This is a genomic window from Blattabacterium cuenoti (genome assembly GCF_014251815.1).
In the GTDB taxonomy this organism is placed as follows: domain Bacteria; phylum Bacteroidota; class Bacteroidia; order Flavobacteriales; family Blattabacteriaceae; genus Blattabacterium; species Blattabacterium cuenoti_E.
Map to the genome: position 1 here is coordinate 303,753 of NZ_CP059202.1, position 22,821 is coordinate 326,573.

The window sequence follows — 22,821 nt, forward strand, 5'->3', positions numbered from 1 at the left end:
AGGACTAAACTTAAGAAGTATTTTTATAATGATTTACTTAATTTGATTCTGAATTTTTATAGATTCTTGATGCAATAGTTTAAAAACTCCTTCAATAAATTCTTCAGAAATCCCTAAACTTTTCCCTAAAGTCAAAGACTTTTTCATAATATCTTTCCATCTTCTGGGTTGAAAAATCGCAATATCTGAAGATCTTTTCAAAGATCCTAATTTTTTTGAAATGTTCATTCTTTCGGACAAAAGCGCAATAAGATTTTCATCTAGTTCATCAATTAAAATTCGAAAAGAATCTAAATGTCTTTCACTTTTTTGATCACATTTTTCAATATATGTTAATTCTTTTAACATTTCCAAAAGATTTTCAGGTGTGATTTGTTGTTGAGCATCACTCCAAGCATGATCTGGATCACAATGACTTTCTATCATCAATCCTTCATATTGAAAATGATAAGCTTTTTTTGCTATATCTAAAATTCCTTCTTTATTTCCACAAATATGTGAAGGATCACATAGAATAGGAATTCTAGGAAGAAGACTCCTAAAATTTAATAAAAGATTCCAATTAGGTTGATTACGATATTTTGAGTTTTTATAGGTATAAAATCCACGGTGTATGACTCCTAATTTTCTAATCCCTTTTCTCAATAAACGTTCTAAAGCTCCTATCCACAATTCCATATCAGGATGAATCGGGTTTTTAACCAAAATGATTTTATTATTTGCTCCTTCCAGTTCCAGAGCGTCCGCTATTTCTTGAATTGTAAAAGGACTAGCTGTACTTCTAGCTCCTATCCAAAGAATATCTATTCCAAAAGAAATGGATAATTTCACATGTTCTGCATTTGCTACTTCTGTAGCCACCATTAATCCTGTGCTATTTTTAACCTTATGTAGCCATTCCAGTCCTTTTTTTCCAATTCCTTCGAAATTGTTAGGCTTGGTTCTAGGTTTCCATATTCCAGCTCTAAATGCTTGAACATAGGAGGGATTCAGTCTATTGGCTGTTTCTAATATTTGTTGCTCACTTTCTGCACTACAAGGACCAGACAGAATGAAAGGTTGATTCCACTTATCAATCCAAGATCTATCTATGCTACTATTCAATTTTTCCATCACAATACATTTAATTTACACATATTTTTTTTTATTTTTTATATTGTTTGCTTTTTTCATATATTGATTGATTTCATGAAATTCTTTGTTTATTAAATGATTACGAAATTTATTTAAATGATCAATATAAAAATCTACAGCTTGAATCAGATTCACTCTATTCGAAATAAAAATAGGCAACCATGTTTCAGGCTTACTTTTTGCTAAACGTGTAGTTGAATCCAATCCACTCCCCATCATATTATTAAAAATTTTTTCTTTATTTTTAAATTTTTTTAAAACTGTACTAGCTAAAGCAAAGGAAACTACATGAGGTAAATGAGATATATAGGCAATATATAAATCATGTTCTTTAGAAGTCATATAAATCATACGCATGTTCATAATAGAATATATTTTTTTCACTACGTCCATTGCATCTGGAGCACTAAGTTCAGAATCACAAATGATACATTTTTTTTTATAAAATAAATCAGGATGAGCTGAAATAGGACCAGAATTTTCAATTCCTGCAATAGGGTGTGTGGCAACAAAACGACTCCTTTTAGGATGAGAAAAAATCCTATTATAAATATCATACTTAGTGGATCCTGTATCTAAAATAACTGTATCCATATTGATTCTATTCAGAATACTTGTAATTATTTTTTCTATTCCATCTACGGGAATAGATAAAATAATTACTGAAGATTGCATAATGAGATCCTGTAAAGGAATAATATCGTCTACAATTCCAAGTTTTACAGCATGCAAAGCATTTTCTTTATTAGAATCTATTCCTAGAAATTTATCGCCAAAATTTGATTTTCTTAATCCTAAACCAATAGATCCCCCAATCAATCCTAATCCTATTATTCCAATATTCATGAAAAAATTCTATTTTTTGCCTGTTCCAAAACTTTTATTGGACAACACATAGAAAACCTTATATATCCTCTTCCATTACGACCAAACACTCTACCAGGTGTGACAAATATGTGATAAGTTTTTAAAAAATTTTCTGACCATATATGATCATTTTTATCTGCACCGGTGATTTTTGCCCAAACAAATATTCCAGAATTTTCTTTGGCATATTTTAAATGTAAATAATCACATATCTCCCATATTATTTTTCTTCTTTGAAAATACTCTCTATTAAGTTTTTCAAACCATTTTGAATCATGTTTCATGGCTTCTATGGCTCCAATTTGTATTGGATAATACATACCAGAATCCATTTGACTTTTTATCTTCAATATATTACGAATAAATTCTTTTTTTCCTATTATCATTCCGATACGCCAACCAGGCATATTGTGACTTTTACTTAAAGAATTTAATTCCAAAGCTATATCTTTTGCCCCTTTTACGTTAAAAATACTTAAAGGACGTTCTTGATTTAAGATAAAACTATAAGGGTTATCATAAATGAGTAATACACGATTTTTTTTTGCAAATAGAACGATTTTTTTTAATTCTTCAAAAGAAATTGTAGCTCCTGTAGGCATGTGAGGATAATTAATCCACATCATCTTTGCTTTTGTTCCAGACAGATTTTCCAATCTTGGAATCCAATTTTCATCCTCATAAAGATCATAATAAATAATTTTTGCTTCCAAAAGTTTTGATACAGAGGAATAAGTAGGATATCCAGGGTCCGGAATTAATACCTCATCCCCTTGATCTAAATAAGACATACTTATATGCATAATTCCTTCCTTAGAACCCATTAACGGCAAAATTTCATTGTTAGGATTAACATCAACTTGATATACTTTTTTATACCAATTAGAAATAGAATTTCTTAGAGGTTCAATTCCAATATAGCTTTGATAAGTATTAGCATGCTTTAATTCTGACGCTTTTTTCATTTTATGTACCACCCCATATGGGGGAAGAATATCAGGATTTCCAATTCCCAAATTAATGATTTTTATCCCCTTTTTTTCAAGACTATGAATTTTCTTCATTTTCTCTGAAAAAAAATATTCCGATATTTGATACGTTCTTTTAGCTGCTGCAATCATTAGGATCTTATTCTACCATTTTTATATTCTCCCATAACATATAATTGATGAAGACAAGGAATTTTTTGTATTTTTTTTTTCATTTTTTCATAATCTTTTATATTGTTAAATATAATATCCACATAAAATGAATATTCCCAAGGTCTTTGTATTATAGGAATGGATTGTATTTTCGTCATGTTAATCCCAAGACTAGATATCATACTCAATATTTGAGATAAACTACCAGTAGTGTGCAATATTTTAAATATTAGTGAAGCTTTGTTAAAAGAATCATTTTTTTCTTGATAATAATTTGTAATAATAAAAAATCTAGTAAAATTACTAGCAATAGTTTGTATATTCTTGGAAAGAATCTCTAAATCATATTCTTTAGCTGCATTTTCAGATGCTATTGCAGCCAAACCTTTTTTTTTGCATGTAGAAATATATTTAGCAGCAGCAGCTGTATCTGAATATTCTGATATTTTTATATCAGGATGTGCATCTATAAACAATTCACATTGTAAAATAGCCATAGGATGAGAATATATTTCTTGAATATCTTTTATATTTTGTCCAGGGTAAGCCATGAGATGATGTTGTATTGGCATATACACTTCTCCCACTATTTTTAAATTATATTCGGATAAAAGACTGTAATTTGTCAGAATTGTTCCCGCTATGCTATTTTCTATAGCCATAACTCCAACATCTACATCAGATTTTGCAACGCAAGTTACCAATTCCCTAAAAGAAGTGCATTCCATCAACTTATAATTACATCCTTCAAAATATCTGGAAACAGCTGCATGATGAAAACACCCCTTAACTCCTTGTATCGCTATTTTTTTCATGAAATCAAAACAAATACAAAAAAAAAGAATAAAAAAAAGATTGAATCACTATCAATCAAGCGATAAAATTTGAAGCAAATATAAAAAATTATTCTATTTTATACAATTTTTTTAATTTTTTTATAGATTAAATTGAAATGATTAAATGTCAACTATGAATTGACAATAAAAATAAAAGATGAAAACGGTTAACTTTATATTTTCGTATTCTACTATTTTATTTCATTATGAAAAAGAAAAAATCTTCTATAGGATGGAGGAATGAAAACAAGCGCCCTTCTCTTTCTGAAGTTTTTTCTTCCGTTTCTGTTCCTCAACAGAAAGGAATATGGAAAAAACTTTTTGCTTTTACTGGTCCAGGATTATTGATTGCTGTAGGATATATGGATCCAGGAAATTGGGCGACAGACATTGCTGGAGGGGCCAAATTTGGTTATATGCTTTTATCCGTTATTTTTATATCAAATTTTTTTGCTATTATTTTACAACATTTAGCTTTAAAATTAGGAATTGTTTGTGAAAGAGATTTAGCACAAGCTTGTAGAGATCATTATTCTCCCTTTATTAGTTTTATTCTATGGATTTTATGTGAAATCGCTATTGCAGCTTGTGATTTAGCTGAAATCATTGGGACTGTATTAGCCTTAAAATTACTTTTGGGGATTCCTATTACATGGGGGGTATTAATTACAGCTATAGATGTTTTAATTATTCTATTCTTCCAATATAAAGGGTTTAGATACATTGAAAGTGTAGTCGCTGTTTTAATTTTTACAATTTTAGTTTGTTTTAGTTTTGAAATTATTAGTTCAAAACCTGAAATTTTTCCCATCCTAAAAGGAATTATTCCTGATCCTGAAATTATGAAAAACTCGCATTCTTTTTATATATCTATAGGAATATTAGGAGCCACGGTAATGCCTCACAATCTTTATCTTCACTCAAGTATCATACAAACCAGAAATTATCCACGTACTATTGAAGGAAAAAAAATGGCGATAAAATATGCGACCATAGACAGCACTTTATCTTTATCCTTAGCATTTTTTATCAATGCTGCTATATTAATTATATCTGCAGCCACTTTTCATAAAGCTGGACATACAGAAGTTGCAGATATTATGGATGCACATAAACTTCTAACTCCTATACTAGGGTCTAGCTTAGCTGGAGTTTTTTTTGCATTAGCTTTATTAGCATCAGGACAAAATTCAACATTAACTGGAACTTTAGCTGGACAAATAGTTATGGAAGGATTTCTGAATATAAAACTAAAACCTTGGATTCGAAGATTAATCACAAGACTTCTGGCTATTGTTCCAGCTATGATCGTCTCTATTGTTTATGGAGAAAAGGGGACAACTGAATTATTGATAATTAGTCAAATCATTTTATCAATACAACTCAGCTTTGCTATTATCCCATTAGTGAATTTTACAGGAGATTATGAAAAAATGGGATCATTTGTCAATGGTATAATTTTAAAAATATCATCTTGGTTTATTACAATTATCATTGTGTTACTCAATTTGTTTTTATTATATGATACTTTCTTGGGAAGAAGATGAGAATACTTCAAAATTTAACGTAAACTCGCGTTTACGATGTAAACGAATACTTGCCTGATATTTTCCTATTGTTTTAATAATTTTATTTCCAGGAATTCTAATAAATTTTTTATCTATAGAGATTCCTTTTTCATTCAAAACTTTCATCAGATACTGATTATTAATTGATCCGAAAAGTTTTCCTCCTTTACTTACTTTAACTGGTATTTTAATAGTTAATTTTTTTAGTTTTTCTTCTATATCTTTCGATTTTTCAATTAAAAAACTTTCTTTTTTAGAACGTTGTTTCAATATTTCATGAGTACTTTTTATAATTCCAGGTAACGCTAAAACAGCATATCCTTTAGGAATTAGATAGTTTCTTGCATAACCTGGTTTTACATCTAATTCATCATATTGAAACCCTAAATTTTCTACGTCTTCTTTGAGAATAATTTTCATTTTATCTTAAATCGTCTGTAACAAAAGGTAATAGACCAATCTGTCTACATCTCTTAATAGCCGCATTTAATTTATTTTGATTTTTTTGTAAAGTGCCTGTAATACGACGTGGTAAAATTTTTCCTTGCGCATTCAGAAATTTTATTAAAAAAGTAGGATCTTTATAATCTATATATTTAATATTTCTTTGTTCAAAGAAACAATATTTTTTTTCTACTTTAGTTTCTATTTTAATAGGAGATAAATATCTTAATTCATTCTCTCCTCCTTGTTTTGTCTGTTGATGGGTTTCTTCTAATGTCATAATTATTCATCTTTTTTTAAGAATTTTTTTCTTCTCCTTTCAGCATATTCTATTCCATATTTATTTAATTTTACAGTTAAAAAACGTAAAACGCGCTCATCCTGTCTTAATTTCAATTCAAAATTAGAAACTGAATCAGAATTAAACAAAAATTCAAATAAGTGATAACAACCGCTTTGTTTTTTTTGAATAGGATAAGCGAATTTTTTTAATCCCCAATGTTCCTGATGAATAATTTTTCCTTTTTTTTGCATGATATAATTTTCGTATTCTTTTGCTGTTTCTTTTGCTTGATCATCAGATAATATAGGAGTTATTATTATGATATTTTCATAATGTTTAAACATTGAATTTTTTTAAATGTAAATCTATATTTTTATATTCTTTTTTCAAAAATATTCTATATTTTTTCTTTTATTTGATTGATCAATTCTTGAATACGTTTTATACTTTCCTCTTTTCCTAGCATTTCTAAAATTATGAAAACATCAATTCCTTTTAGGGAACCCACTAAAGATAAACGAAGTAATTGCATGATTTTATGTTTATTTTTTATTTTTTGAAACAAAAACCTTAAATATACAGACGTAAATTGATTTATATCATATAATAGTATTTTTGCTTTCTCCAATTGAATAATGGTATTTTCATGACAAATTTTTTTAAAAAAATTGTCTTCATAAAAACTAGGAGAAATAAAAAAATAAAAAGAATGTTCCCATATTTCATGAATAAAATGAATTCTATCCATTGTTAAATGGATTACTTTCCATAAATAATCTTTTTTACAGAAAATAGAACGTGTTTTGATTTCTTTGAAAAGAAATGAAAATATTTCTTCCTCTTTTTCATTTAAATGTTTTTTATTGAACCAATTTGCTTTTTTAATATCAAAATAAACACTAGATTTAGTTATTCTTTCTAAAGAAAATAAATTGATTAATTCTTGTAAAGAGAAAATTTCCCTTTTTCCTCCAGGATTCCATCCTAATAAAGCTAACATATTCACAAATGCTTCTGGTAAATAACCTAATTCCCTATATCCTGGTATAATAGTTTTTGGAGTTTTCCATTGTATAGGATATATAGGAAAATTTGAACTATCTGTATTTCTTTTACTAATTTTTCCTTTTCCATTATTTTTCAAAATTAAAGGCAAATGTGCAAAATGAGGAGGAGTCCAATCTAAAGCCCTATATAACAATAAATGTAAAGACATAGATGGGATCCATTCTTCTCCTCTGATCACATGAGTAATTTTCATTAAATGATCGTCTATTGTATTAGCTAAATGATAAGTAGCTCCTCCATCCGATTTTAATAAAATTTTATCGTCTAGGTGATCTGTATTCACAATTATATTGCCATGTATGATATCATACATTTTCAATTTTTCTCCAGGTTTTATTTTAAATCGAATCACATAAGAACAAGACTGCAGTTTATCATGTAATTGCTCTTTCGTTATAGTTAACGAATTATTCATATTCATTCTGTTTTTATAATTATAAGAAAAAACTAACCCACGATGATTCCATTCTTTTATTTTTTTATCAATATCTTGATTTGTATCAAATGCATAATAAGCATACCCTTTTTTGAGTAATTTATTAATATACATACGATAAATATTACTTCTTTTAGATTGATAATAAGGAGAATAAGGCCCTCCATATCCAACTCCTTCATCAGGTTCTATGTGGCACCATTTTAATGTTTCCAAAATATATGATTCAGAATTCTCAACAAATCTTTTTCTATCAGTATCTTCTATTCTAAGAATAAATGTTCCACCATATTTTTTAGCAAAAAGATAGTTATATAATGCTGTTCTGATTCCACCTAAATGAAGTGGCCCTGTAGGACTAGGAGCAAAACGAACTCTAACAGAATGTAGCGACATAATTAATTAATTGATAAATCTTATTTTCCAATGCAAAATTTTGAAAAAATATTTTTTAGTATATCTTCACTTGTGATTTCTCCAGAAATTTCTCCTAAATATCGTAATGTTTCTTTAATATATATTGATATTAAATCAACTGAAAATCCTTTATTAAAAGCATTATGTGCTAATAACAGCTCCCTTAATGATAGTTTCAAAGCTTCATAATGTCTGTTTTGTGTTACCACTATTTTTTTTTCTTTTAATTTATCCAAAAACAAAGAACTCAAAACATTGAGGACCCTTTTTACTTCATGATAATTTTTGGACGAAATTTCGAAAAAATAAGGAATATTTGACTTGAAATTTTCAAAATCATAAAAATCAGATAAATCTGATTTATTCGCTATAACAAAAATATTTTTTAATGGATATTTTTTTTGAATACTTTGAATATCACTAAGAATTTTTTGTTTTTCTTGATCCGAAGAATCAAAAATATATAATATGACTTGAGCCTCTTCTATTTTTTTCATGGTTTTTTCCACTCCCATAATTTCTATAGGATCTCTAGTTTTTCTAATCCCTGCTGTATCCAAAAAATGAAAAAGAATTCCATTTAAAATGATTTCTCCTTCCACATAATCTCTAGTTGTTCCTTCTATATGGGATATAATGGAACGTTCTTCCTGAACCGCCTGATTAAAAAAAGTGGATTTCCCCACATTGGGTTTTCCAATAATAACCACATAAATTCCTTTTTTTATGGCATTTCCTAATGAAAAAGATTCAATTAAATCTTTTATAATTTCTTTTAATTCTTGTAAAAAAGAAAAAAGCTCTGATCTCTTAGCAAAGATCACATTTTCCTCAGAAAAATCTAATTCTAATTCTAGTAAAGATACGAAATCTAGCAATTTTTTTCTTAAATCCTTAATAGTGTTAGATAATGACCCTTTAATCTGTTGTAAAGATATTTCATGACAAATTTTGTTTTCAGACATAATCAAATCAGCTATAGCTTCTGCTTGTGATAAATCTATTTTTTTATTTATAAAAGCACGAAATGTAAATTCTCCCGGACGAGCTAAACGTATTCCTTTTCGAATGATCAATTGCAAAATCTGTTGTTGAATATAATAAGACCCATGACAGGAAATCTCTATCATATTCTCTCCTGTATAAGAAAAAGGAGATTTAAAAATAGAAACTAAAACTTGATCTAATAAATTATTATTTTCTGCAACAATATATCCTAAATGAATCGTATTCGTAGATTGGTTTTTAAGCTTTTTTCCAGGTTTAACAGAAACAAAAATATTTTCAATTATAGATATGGAATTTTTCCCAGAAATTCGAATAACAGAAATAGCACTAGATCCAATAGGAGTTGCTAAAGCAACAATGGTATCGTCATCGAACATAAAAATTATGTGTTATAAAATCATAAAATAAGTATTTTTTTTTGAAATTCGCATCATTTTAATTTCTTTCGTCACATGATATATTTTGACAAATTTTACCGTGTTTTTCAAAACACTCTTCAAGATTTATATACAGAACCTAAAGAAATAGAAAGTCTATTTTTTTTACTTACGACCCACATTTTTAAATGTGATAAAACAACTATTTTATTGAGATTGAGTAGAAAAGAAAAAATTAATTTTTTTATTTACGAAAAATTAATAAAAAAATTATGGGAATTAAAAAAAAATAGACCCATACAATATGTAATTGGTAAAACTTACTTTTTTGGTATGAAATTTATTGTTAATGAAAAAGTATTCATTCCAAGACCAGAAACAGAAGAACTTGTATACTGGATTCTACAGGATCATAAAGACAGCAATTTTCCTGTTCAAGTATTTGATATTGGAACAGGAAGTGGATGTATTAGTATTACTTTAAAAAAAAAAAAACCTGAAATTTCACACATTCATGCCATTGATTCTGATAAAGAAGCTCTTGATATTGCTTATAAAAATGCAAAATTACATAATGTGAAAATTTCATTAAAAAATATAGACATATTGAAAAATGAAATCCCATCAAAATCAAACATGAATAAAAATTATGTTAACATTATCGTAAGTAATCCTCCTTATGTTAAACTATCTGAAAAAAAACTCCTACATCCAAATATTGTTCAATACGAACCTTATAAAGCTTTATTTGTACCTGACGAAGATCCCTTAATTTTTTACAAAAAAATTTCTTTTTGGATACAAAAAAGATTGACTGGAATCGTCTATGTTTATTTCGAAATAAATCAATTTATTTATTCAGATATTATTAATCTTTTGAAAAAAAGAGGATTTATAAATATCGAAATAAGAAAAGATTTTCAAGGATTTTTTAGAATGGTTCGTGCAATTTATTCCTCAAATAAAATAAATAAAAATAAATTATGAATAAAAAAATAGAAAAAAAAATATATCAACTCAGAAAAAAATTGTTAAAATATAATGATCAATATTATAATTTCGGGATCTCAGAAGTATCAGATGATTTTTTTGATAAAAAATTAAAAGAATTATCTTTTTTAGAGAAAAAATATCCTGAATTACAGGATTCTACTTCCCCTACAATGAAAATAGGAGCAAAAGTTACTAGTACGAACTCTATTTATACTGTTTATCATAAATACAAAATGTATTCCATTCAAAACACCTACTCTAAAAAAGAATTAATAATTTGGGAAAAAAAAATTAATAAATCAGTTCATTCTTTATCTTTTATATGTGAACCAAAATATGATGGAGTATCTATTAATTTAATTTATCAAAACGGTTTTTTAACAAATGCAGTAACTCGTGGGGATGGAGAAAAAGGAGAAGATGTTACAAAAAATATTCAAACGATCAAATACATTCCTTGTAAGTTGAAAGGAGATAACTATCCTACATATCTTGAAATACGTGGAGAAATTTTTCTTCCTATCAAAAATTTTACAGAAATCAATAAAAGACGTATCAAAAATGGGAAAAATCCTTATTCTAATCCCAGAAATACGGCCAGTGGAACACTAAAAATTCATGATCATAAAGAAGTACGTAAAAGAGATTTATTTTGTATAGCATTTCATTCTGTAGGAAATAATTTACCTTTTGACACACAATATGAATCCTTAAAATACATAAAATATTGGGGCTTTCAAGTTCCGGAAACAGCACGTATTTGTAGAAACATGAAAGAAGTCTTCCATTTTATAGACTTTTGGAAAGTTTTTCAAAATAAACTTCCGTATCAAACGGACGGAATAGTTATCAAAGTAAATGAATATCAAAAACAATCTATTTTAGGATTTACCAATAAATATCCACGTTGGGCTATAGCTTATAAATTTAGACAAAAATTGTCTGAGACGAAATTATTGAATATTACGTTTCAAGTGGGCCGTACAGGAGTCATTACTCCTGTAGCTCATGTTACACCTATTGCAATTACTGGAACTACAATTAAAAGAGTTGGACTTTATAATGATAATTTCATACAAAAAATGGGTATTCATTATGGCGATACGCTTTTATTAGAAAAAGGGGGGGATATTATTCCAAAAGTCACAAAAGTAAACATAAAAAAAAGATCAGATAAAACCTTTCCTGTATTTTTTTTAAAGAAATGTCCATCATGTCATAGCGTTTTAGAAAAAAAAAACGAATTATTCTACTGTATGAATCAGAATTGTTTTTCTCAAAAAATCGAAAAAACAATACATTTTGTAAATGTTATGAATATAAAAAAAATTGGAAGGGAAATGATAAATAAACTATACAAAAAAGGTTTTTTATATAATTTTTGTGATTTATATGAATTGAAAAAAGAAGAACTCCTTCAGATTGATGGAGTCAGAGAAAAATTGGCGTATGGAATTTTGAATAATATAGAAAAATCGAAAGAAAACCCTTATGATAAAGTATTATTTTCCTTAGGTGTTCGTTATGTAGGAGAATATATATCTAAAAAATTATCAGAATATTTTGGGGATATATATTCTTTAATGCATGCAAATTATGATCGTTTAATTTCTATTTCTGGTATAGGAAAAAAAATCGCAAAAAGTATTATTACTTATTTTTCAAAAACAGAACATCAACATATCATTAAAATGCTTGTAAAATATGGATTGCATATTTCGAAATGTTCTATGATTAAAAAATCTTCTTTTATTGAAGGAAAATCTTTTGTATTTACAGGTAAATTATCTTGTATGACCCGAAATGAGGCTAAAAATATAGTAGAATTTTTAGGGGGAAAAGTATATAATACTGTCAATAATAAAATTAATTTTATAGTGGTTGGAAAAAATTTTGGTTCCAAATTAGAAAAAAGTATGAAAAAAAATAACGTCATAATTTTGACAGAACATATTTTTTTGAAAATACTTAAAAAAGAAAAAAAGTAAAAATCAATCAATTTTAACAATTGTCAGCACTTATTTAAGTCCGTATAGATAGTTTTGTTTTTCATATAGAAAACAGTATATTTAATTTAATAAATGTGTACTAATTTTTGATAAAAATTAATGCATCATTTAAGTCAGAAATCTATTTTTTTTATGTTATTAAAAAATATATTTACAGAATCTGGATTCGAGTCTGAAGCTGAGTTTATACCCTTAATAAGTCAAGATGAAGAAGATCAATTGCTTAAAGACGATATTCCTGAACAATTATGCATCTTAACAGTAAGAAATATGGTTTTGTATTCTGGAATTGTTTTTCCAATTATAGCAGGAAAAAGTGGATCCATACAATTGTTGCAAGATGCTTATGGATTAGATAAAACAGTTGGAGTATTAACACAAAAAAATTCTGGAATAGAAAATCTTAGCGAAAAAGATTTGTATTCTATTGGAACGGTTGCTAAAATATTGAAATTATTGAAAATGCCTGATGGAAATACCACTGTTATTTTACAGGGAAAAAGAAGATTTAAAGTCAATCGTTTTATTCAAAATGATCCATATTTTAAAGCAGAGATTATAGCGTTAGAAGAAAATAAACCTTCCTGTAAGGATAAAGAATACCTTGCTTTAGTGGAATCTATAAAGGAAATAGCTATAAAAATTATTCAAGACAATCCCAACATTCCATCAGAAGCTAGCATTGCTATTCGTAATATAGAAAGTCCTTCTTTCTTAATAAATTTCGTAGCAGCTAATATGAATTTAGCGACTAGAGATAAACAAAAATTGTTAGAATACGATGATTTGAAAAAAAGAGCAATGGAAACATTGCGTTTTCTAAATGTAGAACATCAACAAATTAAATTAAAAAACGATATTCAATCCCGTGTTCGTAGTGATATGGACCAGCAACAAAGAGAATATTTTTTGCATCAGCAAATCAAAGCTATCCAAGAAGAACTGGGAGATATTTCTTATGAAAAAGAAATAGACGAAATGCGTGCTAAAGCTTCCAGAAAAAAATGGCCAAAGGAAGCAAAAAAACAGTTTGACAGAGAATTGCTAAAAATGCAAAGAACTAATCCTCAAATGCCAGAATATACGGTTCAAAGAAATTATCTTGAATTAATGATTGATCTACCTTGGGGTAGATATTCAAAGGATAATTTTGATTTAGAATATGCACAAAAAATATTAGATAGAGATCATTACGGGTTAGAAAAAGTTAAAGAGCGTATTATAGAATATTTAGCTGTATTAAAATTGAGAGGAGATATGCGTTCCCCTATTCTATGTTTTTACGGTCCTCCTGGAGTTGGAAAAACTTCTTTAGGAAGATCTATAGCTACTGCGCTGAAAAGAAAATACGTTCGAATTTCTTTGGGGGGATTGCATGATGAATCAGAAATACGGGGACACAGAAGGACTTATATAGGAGCTATGCCTGGTAGGTTATTACAATCTATTCGAAAAGTAGGAACTTCAAATCCCGTTTTTGTTATAGACGAAATAGACAAAATGGGAATAGGAACAAATGGAGATCCTTCTTCTGCCATGTTGGAAGTTTTAGATCCGGAACAAAACACCTCATTTTACGATAATTTTTTAGAAATGGGTTACGATTTATCAAAAGTGTTATTTATTGCTACAGCAAATTCACTTTCCCATATTCAACCGGCTCTAATAGATAGAATGGAGGTTATAGAAATGAATGGATATACTGTAGAAGAAAAAACACAAATTGTAAAAAAACACATATTACCCAAACAATTAAAAGATAATGGATTAAAAAAATCAGATTTAATACTTGGGACGAAACAAATAGAAAAAGTCATTGAAAGTTATACAAGAGAATCTGGATTGAGAACTTTAGAAAAACATATTGCTAAATTAGCACGTTATGTAGCTAAACATATTGCTATGAATAAAAAATATGTCAAGTTTTTGAGTATTGAAAAAATAGAAAGTATTCTTGGCATCCCCAATGATCCAGATCGTTATGAGGAAAATAATGTTCCAGGTGTGGTGACGGGGTTAGCTTGGACTCATTTTGGTGGAGATATTTTATATATTGAATCCAGTTTATCTAAAGGTAAAGGTCATTTAAGTATTACTGGAAATTTAGGAGAGGTGATGAAAGAATCTGCTACAATTGCTTTACAGTATATTAAAGCTCATTATAAAGAATTTAATATAGATCCTATCATGTTTGAAGAAAAAAATGTACATGTTCACGTTCCTGAAGGCGCAGTCCCTAAAGATGGACCATCTGCAGGAATAACAATGTTAACATCTTTAGTATCAAGTTTTACAAAAAGAAAGTTAAGACCTCATTTAGCTATGACAGGAGAAATAACTTTAAGAGGGAAAGTTCTTCCTGTTGGTGGAATTAAAGAAAAAATTCTAGCAGCTAAACGTGCTAATATTAAAGAAATTATTCTTTCACAAGATAACAAAAAAGATGTAGAAGAAATTAAAACCGAACACTTAAAAGGATTAACCTTTGATTATGTTAGAAATATGAATGATGTGATTCATTTAGCTTTATTGTAAATTATGATGCATGAATTAGAAAATAAGAGCAATTCAGTTCAGGGAGAATACTTAATTCAACTCGCAAAAAAATATGGAACTCCACTTTACGTATATGATTCTTGCAAAATCAGGAAACAATATATGAAAATGAAAAACGCTTTTAATGGAATAAAAAATTTAATTATTAATTATGCCTGTAAAGCTAATACTAATCTAAATATATTAAAATTTTTGCAAAACTTGGGAAGTGGATTAGACACCGTGTCAATTCAGGAAGTAGAATTAGGATTAAAAGCTGGGTTTCATCCTAAAAGGATTATATTCACACCTAATTGTGTTTCTATTCAAGAAATAAAAAAGGCTGTTGATTTCGGTGTTAGAATTAATTTAGATAATCTATCTATTTTAGAACAATTTGGAGAGTCTTATCCTGGTTATGCTATAGGAATTAGAATTAATCCTCATATTATGGCAGGAGGGAATTCTAAGATTTCAGTAGGACATATTGATTCTAAATTTGGTATTTCTCATTATCAAATTCCTCATATAAAAAGAATATTAAAAAATACCGGACTTAAAATCGAAGGATTTCATATGCATACAGGATCTGATATATCAGATATAAAAGCCTTTTTATCAGGAGCTAAAATATTGTTTCAAACAGCTAGTGATTTTCCAAATCTTGATTATATTGATTTTGGAAGTGGTTTTAAAGTTCCATACAAAGAAAATGATGTAAAAACAGATCTTAATTTTTTGAGTTCCTCTGTGACAGAAAAATTTGAAAATTTTTGTAAAAATTATGGAAGTAAAATTACTTTAATATTAGAACCAGGTAAATTTATAGTTAGTGAATCTGGATATTTTTTAGTTAGTGTAAATGTTATTAAACATACTACTTCTACTGTATTCGCTGGAGTAAATTCAGGATTCAATCATTTTCTTCGTCCTATGTTTTATGATGCTTATCACTGTATTGAAAATATTTCAAACCCAAATGGTCGTTTTCGTTTTTACACAGTGGTAGGATATATTTGCGAATCGGATACTTTTGGATTTAATAGAAAAGTTAAAGAAATCCGTGAAGGAGACATTTTATGCATTAAGAATGCAGGAGCTTACTGTTTTTCTATGTCTTCCAATTATAATTCCCGTTATAGACCTTCTGAAGTTATGATTTTTAAGGGAAAAGATTTTCTTATAAGAAAAAGAGAAACAATGCAAGATCTTATCAGGAATATAGTAGATATACATATGTAACCTAAACCTAATTAAATTAATGAATGGAGAGATGGCAGAGTGGTTAATTGCGGCGGTCTTGAAAACCGTTGAGGGTTACACCTCCGGGGGTTCGAATCCCTCTCTCTCCGCTCGCGAGTCAATCATCTATTTTTAAGTTTTTTTATCTGTTTTTCAATACTTTCGTTTGTAATTTTTATAAATAAAAATGTAGTCTTTCCTAGTACATGTCCTGGACACAAAATTTCTTCTATGTTTTTGATTTGATTCCAAAAAAAAGTTTTCAAACGAAGCATATTTAACAATTTTTTTGCCGTATGTGGAAGAAAAGGCTCTGATAATTGAGCCAACATTCCAACAATTTGTATCGATACATAAAGTATGGTATTTACACGTTTTTCTTTTTTTTTATTGTTCCAAGGTTCTTCTTCTGACAAATATTTATTTCCCAGCCTAGCTAAATCCATAAAACATGCTAAGGATTCTCTAAATTGATAAGATTCAATTAAATCCCCTATGTATTGGGGATAATTTTTAATTTTTATTAATATATTTTTATCCTTAATAGATAACATTTCAGGTTTAGGAACAATGCCTTTATTATATTTTTTGATTAAAGTTAAACTTCTATTCACAAAATTCCCTAATATAGCAATCAACTCAGTATTATTTCTTCTTTGAAAATCTTTCCAATTAAAATTATTATCTTTTTTTTCAGGCATATTAGCTATAAGAATATAACGAAGGGGATCCTGTTGATTTGGAAAATCTTTTAAATATTCATGAACCCATACGGCCCAATTTTTAGAAGTAGATATTTTCTTATTTTCTATATGAAGAAATTCATTAGCTAATATTTGATCTGGAAGAATATATCCACCATTATATGCTTTAAGTATAACTGGAAAAATAATGCAATGAAAAACAATATTATCTTTTCCTATAAACTGAATGAGTTTGGTCTTTTCATCTTTCCAATAAGGTTCCCAATCTATTTTTTTTTGTTTAGCCCATTCTATGGTAGAAGAAATGTATCCGATAGGAGCTTCAAACCATACATATAAAACTTTTCCTGTTTCCTCAGAAACAGGAACTCCCCAACTTAAATCTCTTGTTATAGCACGAGGTTTTAACCCTTGGGATAACCAAGATTTTGCTTGTCCATATACATTCACTTTCCAATCTTTTTTATGATTAATTAAAATCCATTTTTCTAAAAATTTTTGATATTGGTTTAAAGGGAAGTACCAATGTTTAGTTTTTTTCAAAATTGGTAAACTTCCACTTATAGTCGATTTGGGATATATTAAATCTTCAGGATTTAACGTACTTCCACAAGCTTCACATTGATCTCCATAAGCTTCTTCATTTTTGCAATGTGGGCATGTCCCAGATATGTACCTATCCGCTAAAAATTGTTGTTCTTTTTCGTCATAATATTGTTCAGATCTTTTTTCAAAAATCTTTTTTTTTTCATAAAGTTTTTTAAAAAAAGATGTAGAAATTTCGTGATGAATTTTTGTCGATGTTCTGGAATAATTATCAAATTGTATACCAAAATTATCAAAACAATCTTTAATCATATGATGATACTTATTGACTATTTCTTGAGGAGTTTTTTTTTCTTTTTTCGCTTGTATAGTAATAGGGACTCCATGTTCATCCGATCCACATATAAAAATAACATCTATTTTTTTTCGTCTAAGAAAACGAACAAAAATATCTGCAGGTAAATAAACTCCGGCCAAATGTCCTATATGAATTGGGCCATTTGCATATGGTAAAGCCGCAGTAACTGTATATTTATTTGGTTTTGTCATAATAATAAAATTGATATTATATAATGAATAATAATAGTAAAAAATTATTTTTAATTGACGCATATCCTATGATTTATCAAAGCTATTATGCTTATAGGCATAAGCATCTTTTCACTTCTCAAGGACTCAACACTTCACCCATCATAAATTTCACATATTTTTTAATAAACACATTAAATAATGAAAAACCATCCTATATGGCTACTATTTTTGATCCCAGACAAGGGGTCTCTTTTAGAAAGAAAGAGTATGAAAAATATAAAGCACATAGAAAAAAAACACCAGAGGCTATTTTCATAGCTATTCCTTATATTATAAAGATTTTGAAAACTTTTAAAATTTCGTTCTTTTATGCTCCTAATGGATATGAAGCTGATGATTTTATTGGAACAATAGCTAAAAAAGCGGAAAATAAAGGATATATTATTTATATAATCACTTTAGATAAAGATTTTTTTCAACTAGTTACAGAAAATATTAAAGTTTATATCCCCCCTTTTAAAGGAAATACAAAAAAAATATTGGGGATAAAAGAAATACAAAAAAAATATGATGTGAATCATCCAAAACAAGTTATCGATTTGTGGAGTATGATGGGAGACCCTTCTGATAACATACCAGGATTGCCAGGTATTGGAAAAAAAAATGCCATAAAATTTATTAAAAAATATGGAAATTTAGAAAAACTATTAAATTCAACTCATGATCTTAACGGAAAAATTAAAGAAAATATTGAAAAAAATAAAGATTTAGGTCTTTTATCAAAAAAACTAATTACTATTGTTACCAATATTCCTTTTTTTTCTTTTCATGAAGAAAAATTTTATGTTAAAAAACCCAATTGGAATTCCATAAAAAAAATATTTGAAGAACTTGAGTTTATAAGGTTATTAAAAAAAGCTAACGAATATTTTCAATTTAAAACGAAAGAATAATTTTATTTTTCCATATAAAATTTATATTTTTTTATATAATCCCAAACTTTTGTAGGAAGCATAGATTTTATGTTTTTTCCTTCTTGAATAGATTTTCTAATAAAAGAAGAAGATATTTCAATGATTGGAGCTTTCAAAAAAATTATGTTATCCTTTTTATATTTATATTTAAGGTCAAAAAAAGATCCCACTCTAGGATAAACCAATATATCATATTTATTTAAAATAATTTTATAATTTTTCCATTTTCTTAAAGAAGAAAATGAATCTTTTCCCAAAAGAATAGAAAATTTATTTATAGGATATTTTTTTTCTATATTGTCAAGTGTATGAATTGTATAAGAAGGAAAATGTCCATATTCAATATCTAAAAGATTCATTTTTTCATAGTCACAAATAGCTATTTTAACCATTTCTATTCTATGTTTATAATCTAAAAGGTTTTTTTTTTTAATGGATTTTGTGGAGAAACTACAAACCAAACATAATCTATATCTAAAAATTCTGTTATATAATTAGCAATAATTGTATGTCCTAAATGAACAGGATTAAATGATCCAAAGTAAAGTACAATTTTCATACTAATAAAATAAAAATATCGAGACGACATATACGATACGCATCTCGATATTTTTTTATGATTATTTTTTTTAAATCATTTTAACACGATAACTTAATCCCAAAATGATAATATGATTATTCTCATTTTCTTTTTTAATTGGATCTAAACTGTAATTGACTCTGTGGTTTTGATATATAAAATGTAAACTCAGATCATCACTTTTCATGATAGGAAGAAATTCTAGACCTCCATAATAAGTATATGCTTTTTTAAACAATTTATTTTCTTCTAAAACGCCATTCATTCCTTTCTTAGAGATCCCTGTTTCATATACTCCTTTCGCAAGGAAATTCCATTTTGGAAGAAAATTATATTTTAACTTTACTAAATAAGTTCCATATTTAACAGATGCTACATTATTAGTATCACAAGAATTCAATGAATGTATAATTTTTGTTATACTACCGTTTTGTTCTATATCTTCATCGCTCAATATATAGTCTGCTTCTATGGATAAAGGTTTCAAATTTAATTGGCTTCCTAAAGCTAGTAATTTCCAAAATTTTTTATTTTCATTTTCTTGAAAAACAGAATAAGACCATCTATTTTGAATGATTTTATTATTAAATAAACTCCAATTCCAATTTACAGAACCTCCCATAGGATGACTTTGATCTATATTTTCTTTATTTTTTTTCATTCCATTGACAATTTGAAATTGTAATTCATGATCTTTTATAGGAATATAAATAAAGCTAAATCCAACAGGATTCTCCTTGTTTTTGTATACATCTGTATAACGATATCCGTGTTCATAGAAACTATTAGCATATTCCATACTACCAAAAGAAAAAGGTTGTTTTCCAACTAAAAAATAAAGTTTATCGTTCCACTTATATTTTAAATAAGCTAAATCAATCATTTCAGAGTTTTCTGTTTTTTTCAGCTGTTTTGCAAAACGATAACTAATTTTATCATTGGCTTTTCCTATTATTTCCAAGTTTAAATAATCTTCTGAAAAACGAGAACCTTCAGTAAATTCTTTGTTTGCAGTTTTTACTGTAGAGTTCAGACTACTAGAAAAATCTAAAAATATGTTGGAATAAGAATCGTCATCTGTCGTTTTTTTTTGTTTTATGATTTCCGAATAACTATGAAAAGGACAAAAAAATCCTAAAAAAAGAATGAGTAAAGTAATTTTTGTTTTTTTCATTTTTTTAATTTTACTGTATAATATAATAAATTTTTCAGTATAAAAAACTTTTTTTAAACTAAAAATAAAAATTCAATACTAATACTATAAAAAACATGGAAAAAAAGAAAAAAAAAGAAAAAAAAACTCTTAAAACTATTTTAGGTTTTTTTTTATTAGGAAATAGTATTTTTTTATTTTTAAGTTTTTTTTCTTTTCTTTTTCATTGGAAGAATGATCAAAGTCAGATTGAAAAACTTTTTGATAAAGAAATTATAGCAGAAAATTTACTTGGAAAAATGGGGGCTGCAGTATCTCACTATTTGATTCATTGTGGAACAGGAATTAGTGCTTTTTCTATTCCTATATTTCTATTTTTAACCGGATTAAAAATTCTTTTTATTAAAAAACAATTATTAAATAATTTTTATAAATCAACAATATATAAGTTGCTATTTTTTAACGTTTGGCTCCCCATATTTTTTTATGTTATTATTCCTAATCAAGGAATATTCAGTGGAGTTTTCGGATTTGAAATAGGGAACTATTTAATTCATTTATTTGGAAAAGTAGGATTATATATGCTTATTTTCACGAGTATCATTTTTTACATAATCATTATTTTTCATATTAGTCCTCCAACCATAAAAAATGGCATGAAAAAAAAAACACAAAATATTAATAAAGAAATAGATACAAAATTGAATTTTCATAATACGAAAATAGTCAATCAACCAAAAATGAATTCTGATTTAGAGAAGAACATTCTTCATTCTATTTTATCTAAAAAAAAAGAATATTTTTCATCTATTGATTTGAAAACAGATTTGGAATCTAATAAAAAAAAAATAATTCAAATTCTAAATTATTATAATATAGAAATATATGAACTAAAAGCTAATATAGGACCTACTATAACTTTATATGAAATCTATCCTAAATTGGGGACACGGATTTCAAAAATAAAGAACTTAAAAAATGAGATTGCATTAAATTTATCCGCTATATCTATAAGAATTATAGCTCCTATACCTGGAAAAGGATCCATTGGAATAGAAATCCCCAATTATAAACGTTCCCCCGTTTATATGAAAGACATTCTATTTTCAGAAGAAAGTAACAAAAAAAGTCATAAAATGGAACTTCCCATTTCTTTAGGTAAAACAGTATTTAATGAGATTTTTATTATAGATTTAGCAAAAATGCCCCATTTACTTATAGCAGGATCAACAGGACAAGGAAAATCAGTAGGATTAAATGTGATCATTGTTTTTCTATTATATAAAAAAAATCCAGAAGATATCAAATTTATTTTGATTGATCCAAAAAAAGTAGAATTATCAGTATACAAAAAAATTTCAAAATCCTATTTTGCTACACTTCCAAATTCCATAGAACCGATTATTACAGATTTGCATAAAGTAAAAAATATATTAAATTCTTTATGTAAAGAAATGGATCAAAGATATGCTATTTTAGAAAAACATAAGGTCAGAAATATTAAAGAATATAATAATGCAATAAAATACAATAAGGATCACTTACCTTATATTATATTAATTATTGATGAATTTGCCGATTTAAATATTAATAATAACCAAAAAATAGAAATATACATAACTAGATTAGCACAACTCGCTAGAGCTGTAGGTATTCATTTGATTATAGCCACACAACGCCCATCAGTAGATGTAATTACTGGATTAATTAAATCCAATTTTACGGCAAGAATTGCATTTAGAGTAAGTTCTAAAATAGATTCTAGAACTATATTAGATTGCACAGGTGCTGAACAATTAATAGGAAAAGGAGATATGTTTTTTTCTAATAAAAATGAATTGACACGATTACAATGTCCATTTATAGAATTGTCCGATCTAAAAAAAATTGTTGACTTTTATGGAAAAAATCATAAAAAAAATGAGTACTTTTTCTTGCCAGAACCAAATATGAATGAGTGAATTTTAATTTCAA

Annotated in this window: 18 protein-coding genes, 1 tRNA gene and 1 pseudogene; 8 read left to right on the forward strand and 12 right to left on the reverse strand. The window is 27.2% G+C overall.

The window, feature by feature from the left end:
* Window positions 1-33 precede the first annotated feature (33 nt).
* From H0H54_RS01470 to H0H54_RS01485, 4 genes are read right to left on the reverse strand one after another with little or no spacing between them, the layout of a single operon-like run.
* Window positions 34-1,113 carry a bifunctional 3-deoxy-7-phosphoheptulonate synthase/chorismate mutase type II gene (locus H0H54_RS01470; protein WP_185863536.1) on the reverse strand — a complete coding sequence of 360 codons (1,080 nt, stop codon included), beginning with the start codon at window positions 1,111-1,113 and terminating at the stop codon, window positions 34-36.
* 15 nt (window positions 1,114-1,128) lie between these two features.
* Window positions 1,129-1,980 carry a prephenate dehydrogenase gene (locus H0H54_RS01475; protein ID WP_185863502.1) on the reverse strand — a complete coding sequence of 284 codons (852 nt, stop codon included), beginning with the start codon at window positions 1,978-1,980 and terminating at the stop codon, window positions 1,129-1,131.
* The gene (locus H0H54_RS01480; RefSeq protein WP_185863503.1) at window positions 1,977-3,122 is read right to left on the reverse strand and encodes a pyridoxal phosphate-dependent aminotransferase; all 1,146 of its coding nucleotides are present in this window, start codon (window positions 3,120-3,122) and stop codon (window positions 1,977-1,979) included. The genes H0H54_RS01475 and H0H54_RS01480 overlap by 4 nt, the downstream gene beginning before the upstream one ends.
* The gene (locus H0H54_RS01485) at window positions 3,122-3,958 is read right to left on the reverse strand and encodes a prephenate dehydratase (protein WP_185863504.1); all 837 of its coding nucleotides are present in this window, start codon (window positions 3,956-3,958) and stop codon (window positions 3,122-3,124) included. The genes H0H54_RS01480 and H0H54_RS01485 overlap by 1 nt, the downstream gene beginning before the upstream one ends.
* Window positions 3,959-4,185: 227 nt before the next feature.
* Between H0H54_RS01485 and H0H54_RS01490 the strand changes: the two genes are divergently transcribed.
* Window positions 4,186-5,526 carry an Nramp family divalent metal transporter gene (locus H0H54_RS01490; protein ID WP_185863505.1) on the forward strand — a complete coding sequence of 447 codons (1,341 nt, stop codon included), beginning with the start codon at window positions 4,186-4,188 and terminating at the stop codon, window positions 5,524-5,526.
* Here H0H54_RS01490 and rplI read toward each other — a convergent pair.
* From rplI to mnmE, 5 genes are read right to left on the reverse strand one after another with little or no spacing between them, the layout of a single operon-like run.
* The gene (rplI, locus tag H0H54_RS01495; protein ID WP_185863506.1) at window positions 5,497-5,967 is read right to left on the reverse strand and encodes a 50S ribosomal protein L9; all 471 of its coding nucleotides are present in this window, start codon (window positions 5,965-5,967) and stop codon (window positions 5,497-5,499) included. The genes H0H54_RS01490 and rplI overlap by 30 nt on opposite strands.
* Window position 5,968: 1 nt before the next feature.
* Entirely contained in the window at window positions 5,969-6,271 is a 303-nt protein-coding gene (gene rpsR, locus H0H54_RS01500) for a 30S ribosomal protein S18 (protein WP_185863507.1), read from the reverse strand.
* 2 nt (window positions 6,272-6,273) lie between these two features.
* Window positions 6,274-6,618: a 30S ribosomal protein S6 gene (gene rpsF / locus H0H54_RS01505; protein WP_185863508.1), complete on the reverse strand. Its 345-nt coding sequence runs from the start codon at window positions 6,616-6,618 to the stop codon at window positions 6,274-6,276.
* A gap of 53 nt (window positions 6,619-6,671) precedes the next feature.
* Window positions 6,672-8,174: a glutamate--tRNA ligase gene (gene gltX / locus H0H54_RS01510; RefSeq protein WP_185863509.1), complete on the reverse strand. Its 1,503-nt coding sequence runs from the start codon at window positions 8,172-8,174 to the stop codon at window positions 6,672-6,674.
* A gap of 20 nt (window positions 8,175-8,194) precedes the next feature.
* Complete coding sequence (gene mnmE, locus H0H54_RS01515) at window positions 8,195-9,580, reverse strand: tRNA uridine-5-carboxymethylaminomethyl(34) synthesis GTPase MnmE (RefSeq protein WP_185863510.1); 1,386 nt, start codon at window positions 9,578-9,580, stop codon at window positions 8,195-8,197.
* A 75-nt stretch (window positions 9,581-9,655) separates the two neighbouring features.
* Here mnmE and H0H54_RS01520 point away from each other — a divergent pair, with 75 nt between their 5' ends.
* The 5 genes from H0H54_RS01520 (at window position 9,656) to H0H54_RS01540 (ending at window position 16,469) form a co-directional block, all read left to right on the forward strand.
* A complete protein-coding gene (locus tag H0H54_RS01520) occupies window positions 9,656-10,567 on the forward strand; it encodes a N5-glutamine methyltransferase family protein (protein WP_185862992.1) in 912 nt (303 codons plus the stop codon).
* Window positions 10,564-12,561: an NAD-dependent DNA ligase LigA gene (gene ligA / locus H0H54_RS01525; RefSeq protein WP_185862993.1), complete on the forward strand. Its 1,998-nt coding sequence runs from the start codon at window positions 10,564-10,566 to the stop codon at window positions 12,559-12,561. The genes H0H54_RS01520 and ligA overlap by 4 nt, the downstream gene beginning before the upstream one ends.
* 153 nt (window positions 12,562-12,714) lie before the next feature.
* The gene (lon, locus tag H0H54_RS01530; protein WP_185862994.1) at window positions 12,715-15,117 is read left to right on the forward strand and encodes an endopeptidase La; all 2,403 of its coding nucleotides are present in this window, start codon (window positions 12,715-12,717) and stop codon (window positions 15,115-15,117) included.
* Between the two features lie 3 nt (window positions 15,118-15,120).
* On the forward strand, window positions 15,121-16,359 hold the full coding sequence (gene lysA, locus H0H54_RS01535) for a diaminopimelate decarboxylase (protein WP_185862995.1): 1,239 nt from the start codon (window positions 15,121-15,123) through the stop codon (window positions 16,357-16,359).
* A gap of 25 nt (window positions 16,360-16,384) precedes the next feature.
* Window positions 16,385-16,469, forward strand: a tRNA-Ser gene (locus H0H54_RS01540).
* Window positions 16,470-16,481: 12 nt separating this feature from the next.
* Here H0H54_RS01540 and metG read toward each other — a convergent pair.
* Window positions 16,482-18,158: a methionine--tRNA ligase gene (metG, locus tag H0H54_RS01545; RefSeq protein ID WP_185862996.1), complete on the reverse strand. Its 1,677-nt coding sequence runs from the start codon at window positions 18,156-18,158 to the stop codon at window positions 16,482-16,484.
* A 23-nt stretch (window positions 18,159-18,181) separates the two neighbouring features.
* Between metG and H0H54_RS01550 the strand changes: the two genes are divergently transcribed.
* Window positions 18,182-19,093 (forward strand): 5'-3' exonuclease, encoded by a 912-nt coding sequence (locus H0H54_RS01550; protein WP_185862997.1) that lies wholly within the window; start codon window positions 18,182-18,184, stop codon window positions 19,091-19,093.
* A gap of 2 nt (window positions 19,094-19,095) precedes the next feature.
* Here the strand turns inward: H0H54_RS01550 and nadD are convergent.
* Window positions 19,096-19,673 (reverse strand): annotated as a pseudogene (nadD, locus tag H0H54_RS01555) (nicotinate (nicotinamide) nucleotide adenylyltransferase).
* Window positions 19,674-19,743: 70 nt separating this feature from the next.
* On the reverse strand, window positions 19,744-20,868 hold the full coding sequence (locus H0H54_RS01560; protein ID WP_185862998.1) for a porin: 1,125 nt from the start codon (window positions 20,866-20,868) through the stop codon (window positions 19,744-19,746).
* A 95-nt stretch (window positions 20,869-20,963) separates the two neighbouring features.
* On the opposite strand from H0H54_RS01560, the gene H0H54_RS01565 reads away from it, so the two are divergent.
* On the forward strand, window positions 20,964-22,808 hold the full coding sequence (locus H0H54_RS01565) for an FtsK/SpoIIIE family DNA translocase (protein ID WP_185862999.1): 1,845 nt from the start codon (window positions 20,964-20,966) through the stop codon (window positions 22,806-22,808).
* The last annotated feature ends 13 nt before the right edge of the window (window positions 22,809-22,821 follow it).

Coding starts and splice junctions, on each gene's coding strand:
- H0H54_RS01470 (WP_185863536.1), bottom strand. CDS start 1,113: ATGGAAAAATTGAATAGTAGCATAGATAGATCTTGGATTGATAAGTGG.
- H0H54_RS01475 (WP_185863502.1), bottom strand. CDS start 1,980: ATGAATATTGGAATAATAGGATTAGGATTGATTGGGGGATCTATTGGT.
- H0H54_RS01480 (WP_185863503.1), bottom strand. CDS start 3,122: ATGATTGCAGCAGCTAAAAGAACGTATCAAATATCGGAATATTTTTTT.
- H0H54_RS01485 (WP_185863504.1), bottom strand. CDS start 3,958: ATGAAAAAAATAGCGATACAAGGAGTTAAGGGGTGTTTTCATCATGCA.
- H0H54_RS01490 (WP_185863505.1), top strand. CDS start 4,186: ATGAAAAAGAAAAAATCTTCTATAGGATGGAGGAATGAAAACAAGCGC.
- rplI (WP_185863506.1), bottom strand. CDS start 5,967: ATGAAAATTATTCTCAAAGAAGACGTAGAAAATTTAGGGTTTCAATAT.
- rpsR (WP_185863507.1), bottom strand. CDS start 6,271: ATGACATTAGAAGAAACCCATCAACAGACAAAACAAGGAGGAGAGAAT.
- rpsF (WP_185863508.1), bottom strand. CDS start 6,618: ATGTTTAAACATTATGAAAATATCATAATAATAACTCCTATATTATCT.
- gltX (WP_185863509.1), bottom strand. CDS start 8,174: ATGTCGCTACATTCTGTTAGAGTTCGTTTTGCTCCTAGTCCTACAGGG.
- mnmE (WP_185863510.1), bottom strand. CDS start 9,580: ATGTTCGATGACGATACCATTGTTGCTTTAGCAACTCCTATTGGATCT.
- H0H54_RS01520 (WP_185862992.1), top strand. CDS start 9,656: ATGATATATTTTGACAAATTTTACCGTGTTTTTCAAAACACTCTTCAA.
- ligA (WP_185862993.1), top strand. CDS start 10,564: ATGAATAAAAAAATAGAAAAAAAAATATATCAACTCAGAAAAAAATTG.
- lon (WP_185862994.1), top strand. CDS start 12,715: ATGTTATTAAAAAATATATTTACAGAATCTGGATTCGAGTCTGAAGCT.
- lysA (WP_185862995.1), top strand. CDS start 15,121: ATGATGCATGAATTAGAAAATAAGAGCAATTCAGTTCAGGGAGAATAC.
- metG (WP_185862996.1), bottom strand. CDS start 18,158: ATGACAAAACCAAATAAATATACAGTTACTGCGGCTTTACCATATGCA.
- H0H54_RS01550 (WP_185862997.1), top strand. CDS start 18,182: ATGAATAATAATAGTAAAAAATTATTTTTAATTGACGCATATCCTATG.
- H0H54_RS01560 (WP_185862998.1), bottom strand. CDS start 20,868: ATGAAAAAAACAAAAATTACTTTACTCATTCTTTTTTTAGGATTTTTT.
- H0H54_RS01565 (WP_185862999.1), top strand. CDS start 20,964: ATGGAAAAAAAGAAAAAAAAAGAAAAAAAAACTCTTAAAACTATTTTA.